At 65.0% G+C, this 15488-nt stretch carries 10 protein-coding genes and 2 tRNA genes; 3 read left to right on the plus strand and 9 right to left on the minus strand.

Annotated features, from left to right (window positions below; genetic code table 11):
- Positions 1 to 3: 3 nt before the first annotated feature.
- Together BACI348_RS12155 and ileS are read right to left on the minus strand one after the other, a co-directional pair.
- Positions 4 to 1362: a bifunctional folylpolyglutamate synthase/dihydrofolate synthase gene (locus tag BACI348_RS12155; RefSeq protein ID WP_159826158.1), complete on the minus strand. Its 1359-nt coding sequence runs from the start codon at positions 1360 to 1362 to the stop codon at positions 4 to 6.
- A 4-nt stretch (positions 1363 to 1366) separates the two neighbouring features.
- Positions 1367 to 4675 (minus strand): isoleucine--tRNA ligase, encoded by a 3309-nt coding sequence (gene ileS, locus BACI348_RS12160; RefSeq protein ID WP_159826159.1) that lies wholly within the window; start codon positions 4673 to 4675, stop codon positions 1367 to 1369.
- A 325-nt stretch (positions 4676 to 5000) separates the two neighbouring features.
- Here ileS and BACI348_RS12165 point away from each other — a divergent pair, with 325 nt between their 5' ends.
- Positions 5001 to 6065 (plus strand): endonuclease/exonuclease/phosphatase family protein, encoded by a 1065-nt coding sequence (locus tag BACI348_RS12165; RefSeq protein ID WP_159826160.1) that lies wholly within the window; start codon positions 5001 to 5003, stop codon positions 6063 to 6065.
- A gap of 3 nt (positions 6066 to 6068) precedes the next feature.
- On the opposite strand, the gene BACI348_RS12170 is transcribed toward BACI348_RS12165, so the two are convergent.
- Complete coding sequence (locus tag BACI348_RS12170) at positions 6069 to 6827, minus strand: SDR family oxidoreductase (protein ID WP_159826161.1); 759 nt, start codon at positions 6825 to 6827, stop codon at positions 6069 to 6071.
- Positions 6828 to 6945: 118 nt separating this feature from the next.
- Between BACI348_RS12170 and valS the strand changes: the two genes are divergently transcribed.
- Complete coding sequence (valS, locus tag BACI348_RS12175) at positions 6946 to 9567, plus strand: valine--tRNA ligase (RefSeq protein ID WP_159826162.1); 2622 nt, start codon at positions 6946 to 6948, stop codon at positions 9565 to 9567.
- 364 nt (positions 9568 to 9931) lie between these two features.
- Here valS and BACI348_RS12180 read toward each other — a convergent pair whose 3' ends face one another.
- The 6 genes from BACI348_RS12180 to BACI348_RS12205 all read right to left on the minus strand — a co-directional run bounded on the left by BACI348_RS12180 (position 9932) and on the right by BACI348_RS12205 (position 15214).
- Complete coding sequence (locus BACI348_RS12180; RefSeq protein WP_159826164.1) at positions 9932 to 10549, minus strand: mycothiol-dependent nitroreductase Rv2466c family protein; 618 nt, start codon at positions 10547 to 10549, stop codon at positions 9932 to 9934.
- Positions 10550 to 10637: 88 nt separating this feature from the next.
- Positions 10638 to 11918 carry an ATP-dependent Clp protease ATP-binding subunit ClpX gene (clpX, locus tag BACI348_RS12185; protein WP_159826166.1) on the minus strand — a complete coding sequence of 427 codons (1281 nt, stop codon included), beginning with the start codon at positions 11916 to 11918 and terminating at the stop codon, positions 10638 to 10640.
- 175 nt (positions 11919 to 12093) lie between these two features.
- The gene (locus BACI348_RS12190) at positions 12094 to 12753 is read right to left on the minus strand and encodes an ATP-dependent Clp protease proteolytic subunit (protein WP_018769476.1); all 660 of its coding nucleotides are present in this window, start codon (positions 12751 to 12753) and stop codon (positions 12094 to 12096) included.
- Between the two features lie 36 nt (positions 12754 to 12789).
- Entirely contained in the window at positions 12790 to 13419 is a 630-nt protein-coding gene (locus BACI348_RS12195) for an ATP-dependent Clp protease proteolytic subunit (RefSeq protein ID WP_159830057.1), read from the minus strand.
- Between the two features lie 235 nt (positions 13420 to 13654).
- Positions 13655 to 15058, minus strand: a complete 1404-nt coding sequence (tig, locus tag BACI348_RS12200) for a trigger factor (RefSeq protein ID WP_159826168.1) — start codon at positions 15056 to 15058, stop codon at positions 13655 to 13657.
- Between the two features lie 81 nt (positions 15059 to 15139).
- A tRNA-Pro gene (locus tag BACI348_RS12205) sits at positions 15140 to 15214 on the minus strand.
- 154 nt (positions 15215 to 15368) lie between these two features.
- Here BACI348_RS12205 and BACI348_RS12210 point away from each other — a divergent pair.
- A tRNA-Gly gene (locus BACI348_RS12210) sits at positions 15369 to 15442 on the plus strand.
- The last annotated feature ends 46 nt before the right edge of the window (positions 15443 to 15488 follow it).

Genomic DNA, 15488 nt, shown 5'->3' on the forward strand with positions numbered 1-15488 from the left:
GGCCTAGGCCTCCGTCTTCCCGAGCAGGATGCGGGCTTCGGCCACCAGGGTGATGGAGCCGGTGACCAGCACGCCGCCGGAGAGGTCGTCGTTGGCTTCGGCGCGCTCCACGGCCCACTCCAGGGCGTCGTCGAGCTGCTCGGCTATGTGGACGTTGTCCTCGCCGAACCCCAGGTCAATGGCCAGCTCGGCAAGTTCGGCCGCCGGGATGGCCCGCGGTGAGTTGGACTGCGTGAAGCAGTATTCCTCCGCCATGCCGCCCAGGGATTCCTTCAGCTGGCGAAGGACCTCCTCGGCGTCCTTTTCCCGCAGGATTCCCACCACCGGGACAAGCCGCGTGAATGTAAATGCCTCCTGCAGCGCGGCGGCGGAAGCCTTGATGCCGTCGGGGTTGTGGGCGGCGTCCACCACGATGGTGGGGGCCGTGCGGACAACTTCGAGCCTGCCCGGTGACGTGGCTGCGGCGAAACCTTCCTGCAGCACGTCGAAACCGAGTTCCTTTTCGCCGCCGAAGAAGGCTTCCAGGGCTGCCACGGCCACGGCGGCATTCTGCGCCTGGTGGGCCCCGTGCAGCGGAACCAGCAGGTCCGGGTAGCGGCCGGCGATGCCCTGGATGGTGACCATCTGGCCGCCGACGGCAACGGTCCGGGATTCGACGCGGAACTCCACTCCCTCGAACTTGAACGGAACACCCACCTCCTTGGCCTTCTCCAGCAGGACCTGGGCCGCGTCAAGGGGCTGGGCGGCACTGATGAGGTAGCCGCCGGGCTTGATGATCCCTGCCTTCTCGTAGGCGATCTCTTCGGTGGTGTCCCCCAGCAGGTCCGTGTGGTCCAGGGAGATGGGCGTGACCACCGAAACCTGGCCGTCCCCCACGTTGGTGGCATCGGTGATGCCGCCAAGTCCCACTTCAATGACGGCCACGTTGACGGGCTGGTCGGCGAAGATGGCAAAGCCCAGGATGGTCAGGCATTCGAAGTACGTCAGCCGCGGCTGCCCCTCAGCCTCCAGTTCCGAGTCCACAATCTGCAGGTACGGCCGGATTTCGTCCCAGATCCGGACGAAGGTCTCATCCGGGACGGGTGCACCGTCGATGCTGATCCGCTCGGTGACCTTGGACAGGTGTGGGCTGGTGTACCGCCCGGTGCTCAGGCCGTGGGCCCGCAGGACCGATTCGATCATGCGTGCGGTGGAGGTCTTGCCGTTCGTCCCGGTCACATGGATGATCGGGTATGCCTTGTTGGGCTCGCCCAGCACGTCCATGGCCCGGAACAGCGGGGCAAGCCGCGGCTCCATCTTGTTTTCCGGCGCCCGGCCCAGCAGTTCGGCGTAGACGCTCTCTACCGAAAATTCATCCGTCATGGATTCAGGCCTCTACTTTTTCGACGGTGACAGCCGGTTCGGCGGCGTCCGAGGGTATTGCCGCGAGGTCCACGGAAAGGGTTTCGCCCTTCACCAGTTCCACGTTCGCCAGCAGGGCGTCGACGACGTTCTGCGGGGCAGCCACTGAAGTCCGGATCCGGTCGCTGACATTCAGCCCGGCGTCCTTGCGGGCCTGCTGGATGGCGCGGACCATGTCCCGGGCCAGGCCTTCGGCCTCCAGCTCCGGGGTGACTTCGGTGTTGAGGACCACGAAACCGCCGCCCGGAAGCACGGCAACAGAGGCACTGCCGCTTTCGGACCCTGCAACCACTGTCTCCAGCGTGTACTCCTGCGGTTCCAGCGGCAGCCCGCCCGCGGTGACCACGCCGTCGTCGGACACTGACCAGTCACCTGACTTGGAACCCTTGATGGCCAGCTGCACATTCTTGCCCAGGCGCGGACCGGCGGCGCGGGCGTTGACCACCAGCTTCTGCTCGATGCCGAACTCCTCGGGGGAGGCTGTGGCGGCGTCCAGCAGGCGGACGGAACGGAGGTTGAGCTCGTCCGCGACGACCGCGGCGAAGCTACCCAGCGCATCGGCCCCGGGCGCCACAACGGTCAGTTCCTGCAGCGGCAGGCGGACACGCAGGTTCGCTGCCTTGCGCAGCGAGGAGCCGGTGGAGCAGATCTGCTGCACCTTGTCCATCGCCTCAACCAGGCCAGGGTTGGCCGGGAAGAGGGCGGCATCGGGCCAGTCGGCCAGGTGAACGGACCGGCCGCCGGTGAGGCCGCGCCAGATCTCCTCGGAGACCAGCGGCAGGAGCGAGGCAGCCACGCGGGTGACCGTCTCCAGCGCGGTGAACAGGGCATCGAAGGCGTCCTGGTCCTCGTCGAAGAAGCGCTGCCGGCTCCGGCGTACGTACCAGTTGGTGAGCATGTCCAGGTAGCTGCGCAGTTCATCACAGGCACCCGAGATGTCGTAGGTGTCCAGCTGCTCCGTAACGTTGCGGACCAGGTCGCCGGTGTTGGCCAGCAGGTACTGGTCCAGGGTGTCGGCGTAACCGTCGTAGCGGAGCTTCGCCTCATAACCGGCCCCGCCGGCCGCGGCGTTGGTGTAGAGCGTGAAGAAGCTGTACACATTCCACAGCGGCAGGATCACCTGGCGGACGCCGTCGCGGATGCCCTGCTCGGTGACCACCAGGTTGCCGCCGCGGAGGATGGGGCTGGACATCAGGAACCAGCGCATGGCGTCGGACCCATCCCGGTCCAGCACCTCGGAGACGTCCGGGTAGTTCCGCAGGCTCTTGGACATTTTCTGTCCGTCAGAGCCCAGCACGATGCCGTGGCTGATGACGTTGCGGAAGGCGGGCCGGTCGAACAGGGCCGTGGAGAGGATGTGGAGCATGTAGAACCAGCCGCGGGTCTGCCCGATGTACTCCACGATGAAGTCGGCCGGGTTGTGGGTATCGAACCATGCTTCGTTCTGGAACGGGTAGTGCACCTGGCCGTACGGCATGGAGCCGGAGTCGAACCAGACATCCAGGACGTCCTCCACGCGGCGCATCACGGACTGGCCCTCTTCCGGGGTGCGGGGGTCGTCCGGGTTGGGCCTGGTGAGCTCGTCGATGAAGGGCCGGTGCAGGTCCACCTGGCCGTCGTTGTTCAGCGGCAGCCGGCCGAAGTCCGCCTCGATCTCCGCCAGCGAGCCGTAGACGTCCGTGCGGGGGTATTCGGGGTCGCTGGACTGCCACACGGGGATGGGGCTGCCCCAGTAGCGGTTGCGGCTGATGGACCAGTCACGGGCGTTTTCCAGCCACTTGCCGAACTGGCCGTCCTTGACGTTGCCCGGGATCCAGTTGATCTCCTGGTTCAGTTCGGACATCCGGTCCTTGAACTTGGTGACCTCCACGTACCAGGAGGACACGGCGCGGTAGATCAGCGGGTTGCGGCACCGCCAGCAGTGCGGGTAGCTGTGCTCGTAACTGGCCTGCCGGACCAGGCGGCCCTGGGCGCGCAGCACCTGGGTGATGGGCTTGTTCGCCTCAAAGACCTGCAGCCCAACAATGTCGTGCAGGTCGCCGTGCTTGAACAGCGGCAGGAACCTGGCGCCCTCGTCAACGGAGAGGACCACGGGGATGCCGGCTTCCTCGCAGACCTTCTGGTCGTCTTCACCGTAGGCGGGCGCCTGATGGACAATGCCGGTGCCGTCGGTGGTGGTGACGTAGTCGGCCACCAGGATCCGCCAGGCGTTTTCCATGCCGTACTTTTCGTTGTCGGCGAAGTCCTGCCACAGCGGCTGGTAGGCCAGGCCTTCGAGTTCCCCGCCGGTGTGGGTGGAAACGACGGCCGCCTGCGCTGCCTCGAAATCGTCGTACCCGAGGTCCTTGGCGTAGCTGGCCAACAGGTCGGCGGCCAGCAGGAAACTGCCGGTGACGGGTGCGTCCGCGGCGGCGGCCTTGATGCCGTTGGGTCCGGCCGGCAGCACGGCGTAGGTGATGGAAGGTCCGACGGCGAGCGCGGCGTTCGTGGGGAGGGTCCAGGGGGTGGTGGTCCAGGCGAGGGCCTGGACGCCGGCCAGTTGCCGGGACAGTTCAGACTCCCCAACCAGGATCGGGAAAGTGACAGTGACGGTCTGGTCCTGGCGGTTCTTGTAGACGTCGTCGTCCATGCGCAGCTCATGGTTGGACAGCGGCGTCTCGTCCTTCCAGCAGTAGGGCAGCACGCGGTAGCCGTTGTAGGTCCGGCCCTTCTCGTGCAGCTGCTTGAAGGCCCAGAGGACGGACTCCATGTATTCGACGTTGAGGGTCTTGTAGTCGTTGTCGAAGTCCACCCAGCGTGCCTGGCGGGTGACGTAGTTGCGCCATTCGTCGGCATACTTCATCACGGAGGCGCGGCAGGCGTCGTTGAACTTGTCGATGCCCATGGCTTCGATCTGGGTCTTGTCCGTCATGCCCAGCTGCTTCATGGCTTCCAGCTCTGCGGGCAGGCCATGGGTGTCCCAGCCGAAGCGGCGCTCCACACGCTTGCCGCGCTGGGTCTGGTAACGGCCCACCAGGTCCTTGGCATACCCGGTCAGCAGGTGGCCGTAGTGGGGCAGGCCGTTGGCGAACGGCGGCCCGTCGTAGAAAACGAATTCGTTGCTGCCGGGTTCGCCGCCGGGGACGTCCGCGCTGCGCTGGTCGATGCTGGCCTGGAAGGTGCCGTCCTGGTCCCAGTACTTGAGGATGCGCTCTTCGATTTCCGGGAACTTCACGGAAGCGGAAACGCCGCGCGTGCCACTGGCGGAGGCTGAGGCCTTGGGGTAATACGTCATTCTCGACATCCTGGGTTGAGCTTGGCGAACTGCCGGCTTGCGCCTTTCGTTCCGTTCAGGATGCGAGGACGGCTGCCGTGATGTCCTTCCGGACTCCACGCTCACCGCGGTACCACCTCACTTACCGGCGCTGCCGGTCCCCTGGGGAACCGTCCTGCTCCGGCCGCTCATTGACTGCTGTGACGGGCTTACCCGTCCGGTTCTACTGGCGCCGGCCCCAGGTACGGAGGTTGGCGTGTTCTTCCGGAAGCTCACCGGTGATTGCCGGGTCGTAGCCGTTTTCGAGTCTACTATTTCCACGGCCGGGCCACCAATAATGGAGCGTATGCAGAAGAACGGCGCCGGAAGGCGTGGCGGACGGCGCCCCCGCGGAGCCTGGTGGTCGATGACCGCCGCCGTGTTGGCCACGCCCGGTGCCGTGCTGCTGGTACTCCGCCTGGTTCCGTGGGACATCGGGACCTCGTGGATCCAGCTCGTGTCCTTCTTTCCTGCAGGAATCATCACGACGGCGGCCGCGCTGGCTGCCGCCGTCGTCGCAGCTCTCGTCCGTCCCCGTCCGGGCCGGACCCTCGTGGCAGCCCTGTCGGCGGCTTTGCTCGTGGCCCAGTTCGGCCTGGTACTGGACCGTGTCCTGCCCTTGGCCGGGACCGCCGGCCAACCGCAGTCGGCAGCCCTGCCGGCCGGGGTGCCCGCGGGGAGCCCGCCGGCCGGGCGGTCGCTCACCGTGATGGCGCTGAATGTTGGTTCCACCGGAATCGACGCAGCCGCCCTGATGGCGGAAGTGAAGAACCGCGAAGTTGACGTGCTGGCCCTGCCGGAGCTGGCACCGCCGGCTTTGGAGGCCCTGGATAACGCCGGCCTGGCGTCCGTCCTGCCCGGCCGCGCCCTCGATGTGGACTGGGCCGGTACAGGCAGCGCACTCTTCGCACGGTTCCCGCTGGAGCAGGTTGAACGGGTTCCGGGTTCGGCGTTCTACCAAAGCCGGGCAGGGGCCGACGTCCCGGAGGTTTCCGCACCGGTCCACCTCACCGCGGTGCACGTCGACTCCCCGCACCCCGGCCATACACCCATGTGGCGGGCGGAACTGCAGCAACTGGGCGAGCTGTGGCGTGCTGCACCGGAGGGCGGACACACCATCCTCCTGGGTGATTTCAACGCGACCGCGGACCACCGGGAATTCCGGGACCTGCTTGCCCGGGGACTGACGGACGCAGCAGCCACCGCCGGTAAGGGCCTGACGCCCACATGGCCGGCAAACTCACCGGCGCCCGCCTTCGCAGCCCTGGACCACGTGCTGGTCAGCCCCGGAATCAAAGTGGCGGGCTTCGACGTGGTCACCCTGCCCGGGACGGACCACGCAGCGGTGGTGGCGCGCCTGCTCCTGCCCTGAGTCTCAGCCTTTGCGGATCAGCTTGTGGTTTGCGGCCTGGGCCACCGGCCGGATCACGATCTGGTCCAGGTTCACGTGGTGCGGGGCCGTTACGGCGTACCGGACCACGTCCGCCACGTCATCGGCGGTGAGCGGCTTTTCCACACCCTGGTACACCTTGTCGGCGGCCTGCCGGTCGCCGAGCCGGTTCAGTGCGAACTCCTCGGTGTACACCAGGCCGGGGGCCACTTCGATGACGCGGAGGTTGTTTTCCGCTTCCTCCAGCCGCAGCGCCCCGGTCAAGGCATGCTGGGCGAACTTGGCGGCGTTGTAGCCGCCCCCGCCCTCGTAGGCTGCCAGGCCGGCGGTGGAGGTCAAGTTCAACACAGTTCCCTCGCCGTGGGCGCGGAGCATCGGCAGGAAGGCCCGGGTGAGCTTCATGGTGCCCAGCACATTGACCCGGTACATCCACTCCCAGTCCTCCGTGCTGGCCGCGCCCACCTTGTCGGCTCCCCTGGCGCCGCCCGCGATGTTGATCAGCGTGTCAATACCCCCTGCTTCGGTCACCCGGGCAAGGAGCCGGGACACGTCGTCGTCTGCGGAGATATCCGCAGGAATGCCGACGGCGCCTGTCTCGGCTTCCAGCGCCGCGAGCCGCTCCGCGCGGCGGGCCACCGCGAAGACTGTCCAGCCTTCCGCAGCCAGGGCGCGGACTGTTGCCTCGCCGATTCCGCTGCTTGCGCCGGTCACCAATGCTGCCTTTTTCAGGGAGTCCGAAGTCATGGCACCACCCTAACCTTCCCTGCCCGCGGGTCACGCGGGTGTGTTTCCCCGGATGACCAGCCGCCGGCGGACGCCCCGCCGGGCAGGGGGACGTGCGCGGACATGAAACAATTGGCAGATGGCTGAAGACAATCAGGGTACAGACACGCCCACCACCGCCCCCATCAACGTTCCGGACAAGCCGGCCCTCGAGGGCCTCGAAGCTGCCCTCACGCAGCGCTGGCTCGCGGAGGGGACCTACAAGTTCAACCCGGACACCACCCGGGAGCAGGTCTACTCGATCGACACTCCCCCTCCCACTGCCTCCGGATCGCTGCATGTGGGACACATGTTCTCCTACACGCAGACCGACGTGCTGGCCCGCTACCAGCGCATGACCGGCAAGAATGTCTTCTACCCGATGGGCTGGGATGACAACGGCCTGCCCACGGAGCGCCGGGTGCAGAACTACTACGGTGTGCGCTGCGATCCCGCCATCCCGTACAACCCGGACTACCGGCCCCCGGCACAGCCTGCCAAGAACCAGCGGGACTTCGACGTCGTCTCCCGCCGGAACTTCATCGAACTGTGTGAAGAGCTCGCCGTCGAGGACGAGAAGGTCTTCGAAAACCTCTTCCAGACGCTGGGCCTGTCCGTGGACTGGGAACTGACGTACCGCACCATCGACGACAACTCACGGGCAGTCTCGCAGCGCGCGTTCCTGGCCAACCTTGCTGCGGGCGACGCCTACATGGCCGAGGCCCCCACGCTCTGGGACGTCACGTTCCGTACCGCCGTGGCCCAGGCGGAGCTCGAGGACCGCGAGGTTCCGGGCGCGTACTACCGCTACCCGTTCTTCACCGAAGACGGAGAACGGATCTACATCGAGACCACCCGTCCCGAACTGCTGGCCGCCTGCGCGGCCCTGGTGGCGAACCCCGACGACGAACGGTACCAGCCGCTGTTCGGCAAGAAGGTCACGTCCCCGGTGTTCGGCGTCGAGGTGGAAGTGAAGGCCCACCCGCTGGCCAAGGCCGACAAGGGCTCCGGCATCGCGATGGTTTGTACTTTCGGCGACCTGACAGACGTCACCTGGTGGCGTGAACTGCAGCTTCCCACCAGGGCGATCGTAGGCCGCGACGGCCGGATCATCAGCGAGGCTCCCGAGTGGATCACCACGGACATCGGCCGCGAAGCCTTTGCCGCCATCGCCGGCAAGACCGTATTCAGCGCCAAGGAGGAGGTGGTGAAGCTCCTCACCGCCGCCGAACTGCTCGAGGGCGAGCCGAAGAAGATCATGCACCCCGTGAACTTCTACGAAAAAGGCGACAAGCCCCTTGAGGTTGTCACCTCCCGCCAGTGGTACATCCGCAACGGCGGCCGGGACGAGGACCGCCGCGAACGGTTGATCGCCCGCGGCCAGGAAATCGACTTCCACCCGGCCTTCATGCGCTCCCGCTACGAAAACTGGATCTCCGGCCTGAACGGTGACTGGCTGGTGTCCCGCCAGCGCTTCTTCGGTGTACCCATCCCGGTCTGGTACCCGCTGGACGCGGACGGTAACCCGGACTACGACTCCCCCATCGTGCCGTCCGACGCGCAGCTCCCCGTGGATCCCGCTGCGGACGCCGCGCCCGGCTTCGACGAGGCACAGCGCGACGTACCCCATGGATTCACGGGCGACGCCGACATCCTCGACACCTGGGCCACGTCCTCGCTGACGCCGAACATAGTGGGTGGCTGGAAGCGCGACGAGGAACTTTTCGCCAAGGTGTTCCCGTTTGACGTCCGCCCGCAGGGCCACGACATCATCCGGACCTGGCTGTTCTCCTCGGTGGTCCGCGCCGACGCCCTGGAAAACAGCGCACCGTGGAAGCACGCCGCCATCTCCGGCTGGATCCTGGACCCGGACCGCAAGAAGATGTCCAAGTCCAAGGGCAATGTGGTGGTCCCCACCGACGTGCTGGAGGAATACGGTTCGGATGCCGTCCGGTACTGGGCAGCTTCCGCGAAGCTCGGGGCGGACACCGCCTACGAGATCGCCCAGATGAAGATCGGCCGGCGCCTGGCCATCAAGCTGCTGAACGCCTCGAAGTTCGTGCTGAACCTCGGCGCCACCGAGGCCTCAGTGCTTTCCGATGACCTCTCCGTGCTGTCCAACCCCCTGGACCGGGCCGTCCTCGCCCAGCTCGCCGACGTTGTGGCGCAGTCCACCAAGGCGTTCGAGAACTACGATTACGCCCGCGCGCTGCAGATCACCGAGAGCTTTTTCTGGCAGTTCACCGATGACTACGTGGAGCTCATCAAGGACCGGGCCTACGGCGCCGCCGGCGAGGCAGAACAGGCTTCGGTCCTGGCTGCACTGGCCACCAGCCTGGACACCCTGCTGCGGTTGTTCGCTCCGTTCCTGCCCTTCGCCACCGAAGAGGTCTGGGGCTGGTGGCGGAATGGTTCCGTCCACCGGGCCCAGTGGCCTTCCCCGCTGGACATCCCGGGCGGCGACACCACCATGCTGGCCACCGTGGGTGTTGCCCTCAGCGGCGTCCGCAAGGCCAAGTCCGAAGCCAAGGTCAAGCAGCGCACTGAGGTCCTGTCCGCCACCATCACGGCTCCGGAGACCCTCACTTCGCAGCTGAAAGCCGGGCTTGCCGACTTGAAGGCGGCTTCGAACGCCCGCGAGATCACCCTTGTAGTGGGCGAGGGCGAACTGACGGTGAGCGATGTGTCGCTGGCTGCCACTGAGGAGCCGGCACAGGCCTGACCGGCAGCGCACTGATTCAGGAACAACCTGTTTCAGGGCAAAGGGGAAGCCCCATCAGCGTTTTGCCGTTGGTGGGGCTTCGACTTTTCGACTGTCACGTGACGTCTAAGACAATCTGGCAAGATCCTCGGATTTTCAGGTCTTCCTACCTCGTCACTGGTAGCCATCACCTCACTTTGCCGAAGGCTGCGTCAGATGAGTGTCACTGAATCTTTGGTCCCTGCGTCCCGCTTCTTTCGAAGTGGGTAATCTCTATTCTTGTCCGGCAGTTTCGGGCGCACAAGAGCCCCGGCAAAACTACATGAGAGTAGTTTTCCCGGGGCTTTTGATGCGCCCAACCAGTGGTCCGGCGGAGTGATTCGGCCTAGCTGAAGACGGGGCTTTCGGTGCGGCTGCGCTTGATCTCAAAGAAGTACGGGAAGGACGCAAGGGTCACCGTGGCGTCCCAGATCCGGCCGGCTTCCTCGCCGCGCGGGATGCGGGTCAGGACGGGTCCGAAGAAGGCGGTGCCGTTGAAGGCAACCACCGGCGTGCCGACGTCCTGGCCGACCAGGGAGATGCCGGCCTCGTGGCTGGCACGGAGCTGGTGGTCGAATTCCTCGCTCTGGCCAGCGGCGGCGAGTTCCGCCGGAAGCCCTGCCTCCGCGAGCGACTTGGAGATCACTTCGGCGATGTCCGTGTTGCCTTCGTTGTGGATCTTGGTGCCCATGGCGTCGTAGAGCGGCTTGATGTATTCCGTGCCGTGCTTCTCGGCCGCGGCCACTATGACACGCACGGGAGCCCAGGCCTTGGCCATGAACTCCCGGTATTGCTCGGGGAGCTCGTCGCGGCCCTCGTTCAGCACGGCGAGGCTCATGACGTGCCACTCGGTGGCGATGTCACGGACGCCTTCCACCTCGCCGATCCAGCGGGAGGTCACCCAGGCGAAGGGGCACATCGGGTCAAACCAGAAATCTGCTTTGTTGCTCGTGGTTTCAGGCACAGGTGTTCTCCTTAAGGAAGTCTGCGGGGAAAAAGCGCACCGGGCGCGTCAAAGGAGACAGCGACCGGCGCGGCGGATTTATTCCGGATCAGGCCGACTTACGCCGTTTGGTGACGTGCGGGACTACGGTGGGTTCGGCGCCCCGAAGGACCACGTCCTCGGTGATCACAACGCTGGCCACATCCTCACGGCTGGGGAGATCGAACATCACGGGAAGGAGCACTTCCTCCATGATGGCCCGCAGGCCGCGGGCGCCGGTGCCGCGTTCCAGTGCCTGTTCGGCAATGGCATCCAGGGCGGTGTCGTCGAAGACCAGCTCGACGCCGTCGATCTGGAACATCTTCTGGTACTGCTTCACCAGGGCGTTCTTGGGCGTGGAGAGAATCTGTATTAGGGCGTCACGGTCCAGGTTGGACACCGTGGTGATCACGGGGAGGCGGCCGATGAATTCCGGGATCAGCCCGAACTTCAGCAGGTCCTCCGGCATCACTTCACCGTAGGAATCGACCTTCTTGCTGGCGTCGTTGAGGGGGGCGCCGAAGCCGATCCCCTTCCGGCCGGACCTGGATCCGATGATCTCCTCCAGGCCCGCGAAGGCACCGGCCACGATGAACAGGACATTGGTGGTGTCGATCTGGATGAATTCCTGGTGCGGGTGCTTCCGGCCGCCCTGCGGAGGCACAGAGGCAACAGTGCCTTCCAGGATCTTCAGGAGCGCCTGCTGGACGCCCTCACCCGAGACATCGCGGGTGATGGAGGGGTTTTCGCTCTTGCGCGAAATCTTGTCGATTTCGTCGATGTAGATAATTCCCTGCTCGGCCTTTTTGACGTCATAATCAGCGGCCTGGATGAGTTTGAGGAGGATGTTCTCCACGTCTTCACCCACGTAGCCGGCCTCGGTCAGTGCCGTGGCGTCGGCCACCGCGAACGGGACGTTCAGGCGCCGGGCAAGCGTCTGGGCCAGGTAGGTCTTTCCGCAGCCCGTGGGACCGATCAGTAGGATGTTGGACTTGGCGATCTCGACGTCGTCGTGGTGGCCGCCGTCCGCGAGGCTGCCCGACTTGGGCGCGTGGCCCGCCTGGATCCGCTTGTAGTGGTTGTAGACAGCGACGGCGAGGGAGCGCTTGGCAGGCTCCTGGCCGATGACGTATTCCTGCAGGAAGTCGAAAATCTCCCGCGGCTTGGGCAGTTCGAAGCTGCCCAGATCTGCAACTTCGGCAAGCTCCTCTTCGATGATTTCGTTGCAAAGCTCAATGCACTCATCACAGATGTAGACACCGGGCCCGGCAATGAGCTTCCGCACCTGCTTCTGGCTCTTTCCGCAGAAAGAACACTTCAGCAGATCCGTGCTCTCGCCAATCCGAGCCATATGTGAACCCCTTAGTATCTTGCTGCCAGGCAGCCTTGCACCGTTGCTGGAATCTCCACCAGCCTGCGTGGACCGGTTGTGACAACATCCACTCTAGGTCACATTCGCTTCCGAGGGTGGAAGGAAAAGGCCGGTGGAGCCAAATGATTGGCGCCACCGGCGCTTTGCTGTACCGCTACCTGGTGATGGCCTGCGGCTTGATCTTGCGGGAATCCAGGACCTGGTCGATCAGGCCGTACGCCTGGGCTTCTTCCGCGGTCAGGATCTTGTCGCGCTCGATGTCGTTGTTGACCTGTTCGGAGGTCCGCCCTGAATGGTGCGCCAGGGTGTCTTCCAGCCAGGACCGCATCCGCATGACCTCCGCGGCCTGGATCTCCAGATCGGAGGCCTGGCCGCCCTGGCCGCCGGACAGGGCGGGCTGGTGGATCAGGACACGGGCGTTCGGCAGTGCCAGGCGCTTGCCGGGCGTTCCGGCCGCCAGCAGGACAGCGGCGGCGCTGGCTGCCTGCCCAAGGCAGACCGTCTGGATTTCCGGACGGATGTACTGCATGGTGTCGTAGATTGCCGTCATGGCGGTGAAGGAACCACCCGGTGAGTTGATGTACAGGGTGATGTCGCGGTCCGGGTCCGTGGACTCGAGCACCAGCAGCTGGGCCATGATGTCGTCGGCGGAGGCGTCGTCCACCTGGACGCCGAGGAAGATGATGCGGTCCTCGAAGAGCTTGGTGTACGGGTCCTGGCGCTTGAAGCCGTAGGGGGTGCGCTCTTCGAACTGGGGCAGGACGTAGCGGCTGGACGGAAGATTACCGGCGGACCACCCGAAGTTGTAGTTCATTTTAATTGCTCCTGATCTGAGTGTTCTTGTGCCGGTCTAGTTCGCGGAGGGGGTCTCGCCGGAGGCGCCGTTGCTGTTGGACGTACCGCCGCCGCCGGCAACCGAGCCGGCGTGGGCGGCGATCTTGTCGAAGAACCCGTATTCAAGGGCCTCGGCTGCCGTGAACCACTTGTCGCGGTCGTTGTCCTTGAGGATGGTCTCGACGGTCTGGCCGGTCTGCTCGGCCGTCAGTTCCGCCATGACCTTCTTCATGTGCAGGATGAGTTCTGCCTGGATCTTGATGTCCGAGGCGGTGCCGCCGATGCCGCCGGAGGGCTGGTGCATCAGGACGCGGGCGTTGGGGGTGGCGTAGCGCTTGCCCTTGGTCCCGGAGGAGAGCAGGAACTGCCCCATCGACGCGGCGAGGCCGGTGGCCACGGTGACGACGTCGTTCGGGATGAACTGCATGGTGTCGTAGATGGCCATGCCTGCGGTGACCGAGCCGCCCGGTGAGTTGATGTAAAGGTAGATGTCCTTTTCCGGGTTTTCGGCGGAAAGGAGCAGCAGCTGCGAGCAGATGGCGTTGGCGTTCTCGTCCCGCACCTCTGAGCCCAGCCAGATGATCCGCTCCTTGAGGAGGCGGTTGTAGATGTAGTTGTCCTGGGCTGCAGGATCGACAGTCGCCATCCGGGGGGCCTCTGCGTGCTGTGACATGTGTACTTACCTCTCACTGGTGACGGTGACATCACTGAAAATCTCTACTTGGACACTAACCCGTTTCACTGACGTTTTGTTCTCGCGCCGTGGGCTGTTCGCTGACGGCGCACGATCGGCGGGCACGGCCCCGGGGGCTGCCGGCACAAAGCAAACGGCCCCCGGATCCTGGGATCCGGGGGCCGTTCGCATCTGCTCTATGGCGTGGCTAGGCCTTGGCCTCTGCCTTGTCTTCCTCGGCTCCAGCCTCGGGTGCATCGGCAGTTGCTTCATCGGCCTCTACAGCGGGAGTTTCCTCGGCTGCGGGAGCTTCCTCTTCACCGCCGGGACGGACGAAATCGCTGAGGTCCACTGCGTTGCCTTCGGAGTCGGTCACCGTAGCCTGACCCAGGACAACAGCCAGGGCCTTGCGGCGGCGGACTTCGGAGACCATCATGGGGACCTGGCCGCTCTGATCAATGATCTGGGCGAACTGGTTGGGGTCCATGCCGTACTGGCCGGCGGTGGTGACGATGTAGTCGATCAGCTCGTTCTGGCTGACGTTGACTTCTTCCTTTTCCGCGATGGCGTCGAGGATGATCTCGTTCTGGAAGGCGCGGGCGGTGTTGGCCCGGACCTCTTCACGGTGTTCCTCGGTGTCGTGTTCGCCGTCGCCGTGGCCGTTGCCCTCCTTGAAGTGGGCGTCGAGCTGCTCTTCGACGACGGAGTCCGGAACCGGAACCTCGACGAGCTCAACGAGCTTGTCCAGGACCTTGTCGCGGGCCTCGACGCCCTGCTCAACAACCTTGGAGTCGGCGGCCTGCTTGGCGAGGTCCTCGCGGAGCTCGGCGAGGGTGTCGAACTCGGAGGCGAGCTGGGCGAAGTCGTCGTTGGCCTCGGGGAGTTCGCGCTCCTTGACGGCCTTGACTACCACCTTGACCTGGGCTGCTTCACCTGCGTGGTCGCCGCCCACCAGGGTGGTGTCGAAGATGGCGTCTTCGTCGGCGCTCAGGCCGGTGACGGCTTCGTCGAGGCCCTCGAGCATGGTGCCGGCGCCAACCTGGTAGGACAGGCCGGCAGCAGAGTCGACTTCTTCGCCGTCGATGCTGGCGGTGATGTCGATGGTGAGGAAGTCGCCGTCACCCGCGGGGCGGTCAGCGGGCTTCAACGTGCCGAAGCGGCCACGGAGTTCGTCCAGGGCCTTGTCAACGTCCTCGTCGGAGGACTCGGCCGCCGCAACCTCGACCTGGATGCCGGAGTAGTCCGGGAGTTCGATCTCGGGGCGGACGTCAACCTCGGCGGCGAACTTCAGGCCGCCATCGGTGGCGGAGGGGTCCGGAACCTCGGTGATTTCAACCTCGGGACGGCTCAGTGGGCGGATGCCGGATTCCTGTACGGCAGCCTGGTACCAGCCGTTGAGGCCTTCGTTGATGGCCGTCTCCAGGACGTAGCCGCGGCCGACGCGCTGGTCGATCAGCTTTGCCGGGACCTTGCCCTTACGGAAACCAGGGACCTGGATCTGCGAAGCAACGGTCTTGTAGGCCGAGTCGATGCTGGGCTTCAATTCCTCAAAGGGGACCTCAACATTGAGCTTGACCCGCGTGGGGGTGAGGTTCTCGACAGCGCTCTTCACGGTCTAAGTACTCCTGGGTTTGTTGGATGGGTTTCTGCAAACGCAATGTTTTGTCCAGGCCGAGAGGTCCGGGCCGCAGAGTCGGGGTGACAGGATTTGAACCTGCGACTTCCTGCTCCCAAAGCAGGCGCTCTAGCCAAGCTGAGCTACACCCCGTAAGTGCACAGGCAAGTCTACGGTGATACGCGCCGTCTTTGCACATTTGACACGTAGCCCATGGATTAGGTTTAGTTATATCCGGCTTGAACAGCCAGCCCGAAGTTCCCATCCGGCCCAGCGCTTGCGCACCAGGTTGAATGGATCTTCCTTCGGGGACGTAGCTTAATGGTAAAGCCTCAGTCTTCCAAACTGATTACGCGGGTTCGATTCCCGTCGTCCCCTCCAACAGTAAAAGGCCCCTCTTCGGAGGGGCCTTTTATTGTTGGCTGAC

Origin of the sequence: Arthrobacter sp. 9AX (assembly GCF_902506095.1) — a bacterium.
Taxonomy (GTDB): Bacteria; Actinomycetota; Actinomycetes; order Actinomycetales; family Micrococcaceae; genus Arthrobacter.

Bases quoted from the DNA above. Each gene is read 5' to 3' on its own strand.
- BACI348_RS12155 (WP_159826158.1), bottom strand. From the start codon at position 1,362: ATGACGGATGAATTTTCGGTAGAGAGCGTCTACGCCGAACTGCTGGGC.
- ileS (WP_159826159.1), bottom strand. From the start codon at position 4,675: ATGACGTATTACCCCAAGGCCTCAGCCTCCGCCAGTGGCACGCGCGGC.
- BACI348_RS12165 (WP_159826160.1), top strand. From the start codon at position 5,001: ATGCAGAAGAACGGCGCCGGAAGGCGTGGCGGACGGCGCCCCCGCGGA.
- BACI348_RS12170 (WP_159826161.1), bottom strand. From the start codon at position 6,827: ATGACTTCGGACTCCCTGAAAAAGGCAGCATTGGTGACCGGCGCAAGC.
- valS (WP_159826162.1), top strand. From the start codon at position 6,946: ATGGCTGAAGACAATCAGGGTACAGACACGCCCACCACCGCCCCCATC.
- clpX (WP_159826166.1), bottom strand. From the start codon at position 11,918: ATGGCTCGGATTGGCGAGAGCACGGATCTGCTGAAGTGTTCTTTCTGC.
- BACI348_RS12190 (WP_018769476.1), bottom strand. From the start codon at position 12,753: ATGAACTACAACTTCGGGTGGTCCGCCGGTAATCTTCCGTCCAGCCGC.
- BACI348_RS12195 (WP_159830057.1), bottom strand. From the start codon at position 13,419: ATGGCGACTGTCGATCCTGCAGCCCAGGACAACTACATCTACAACCGC.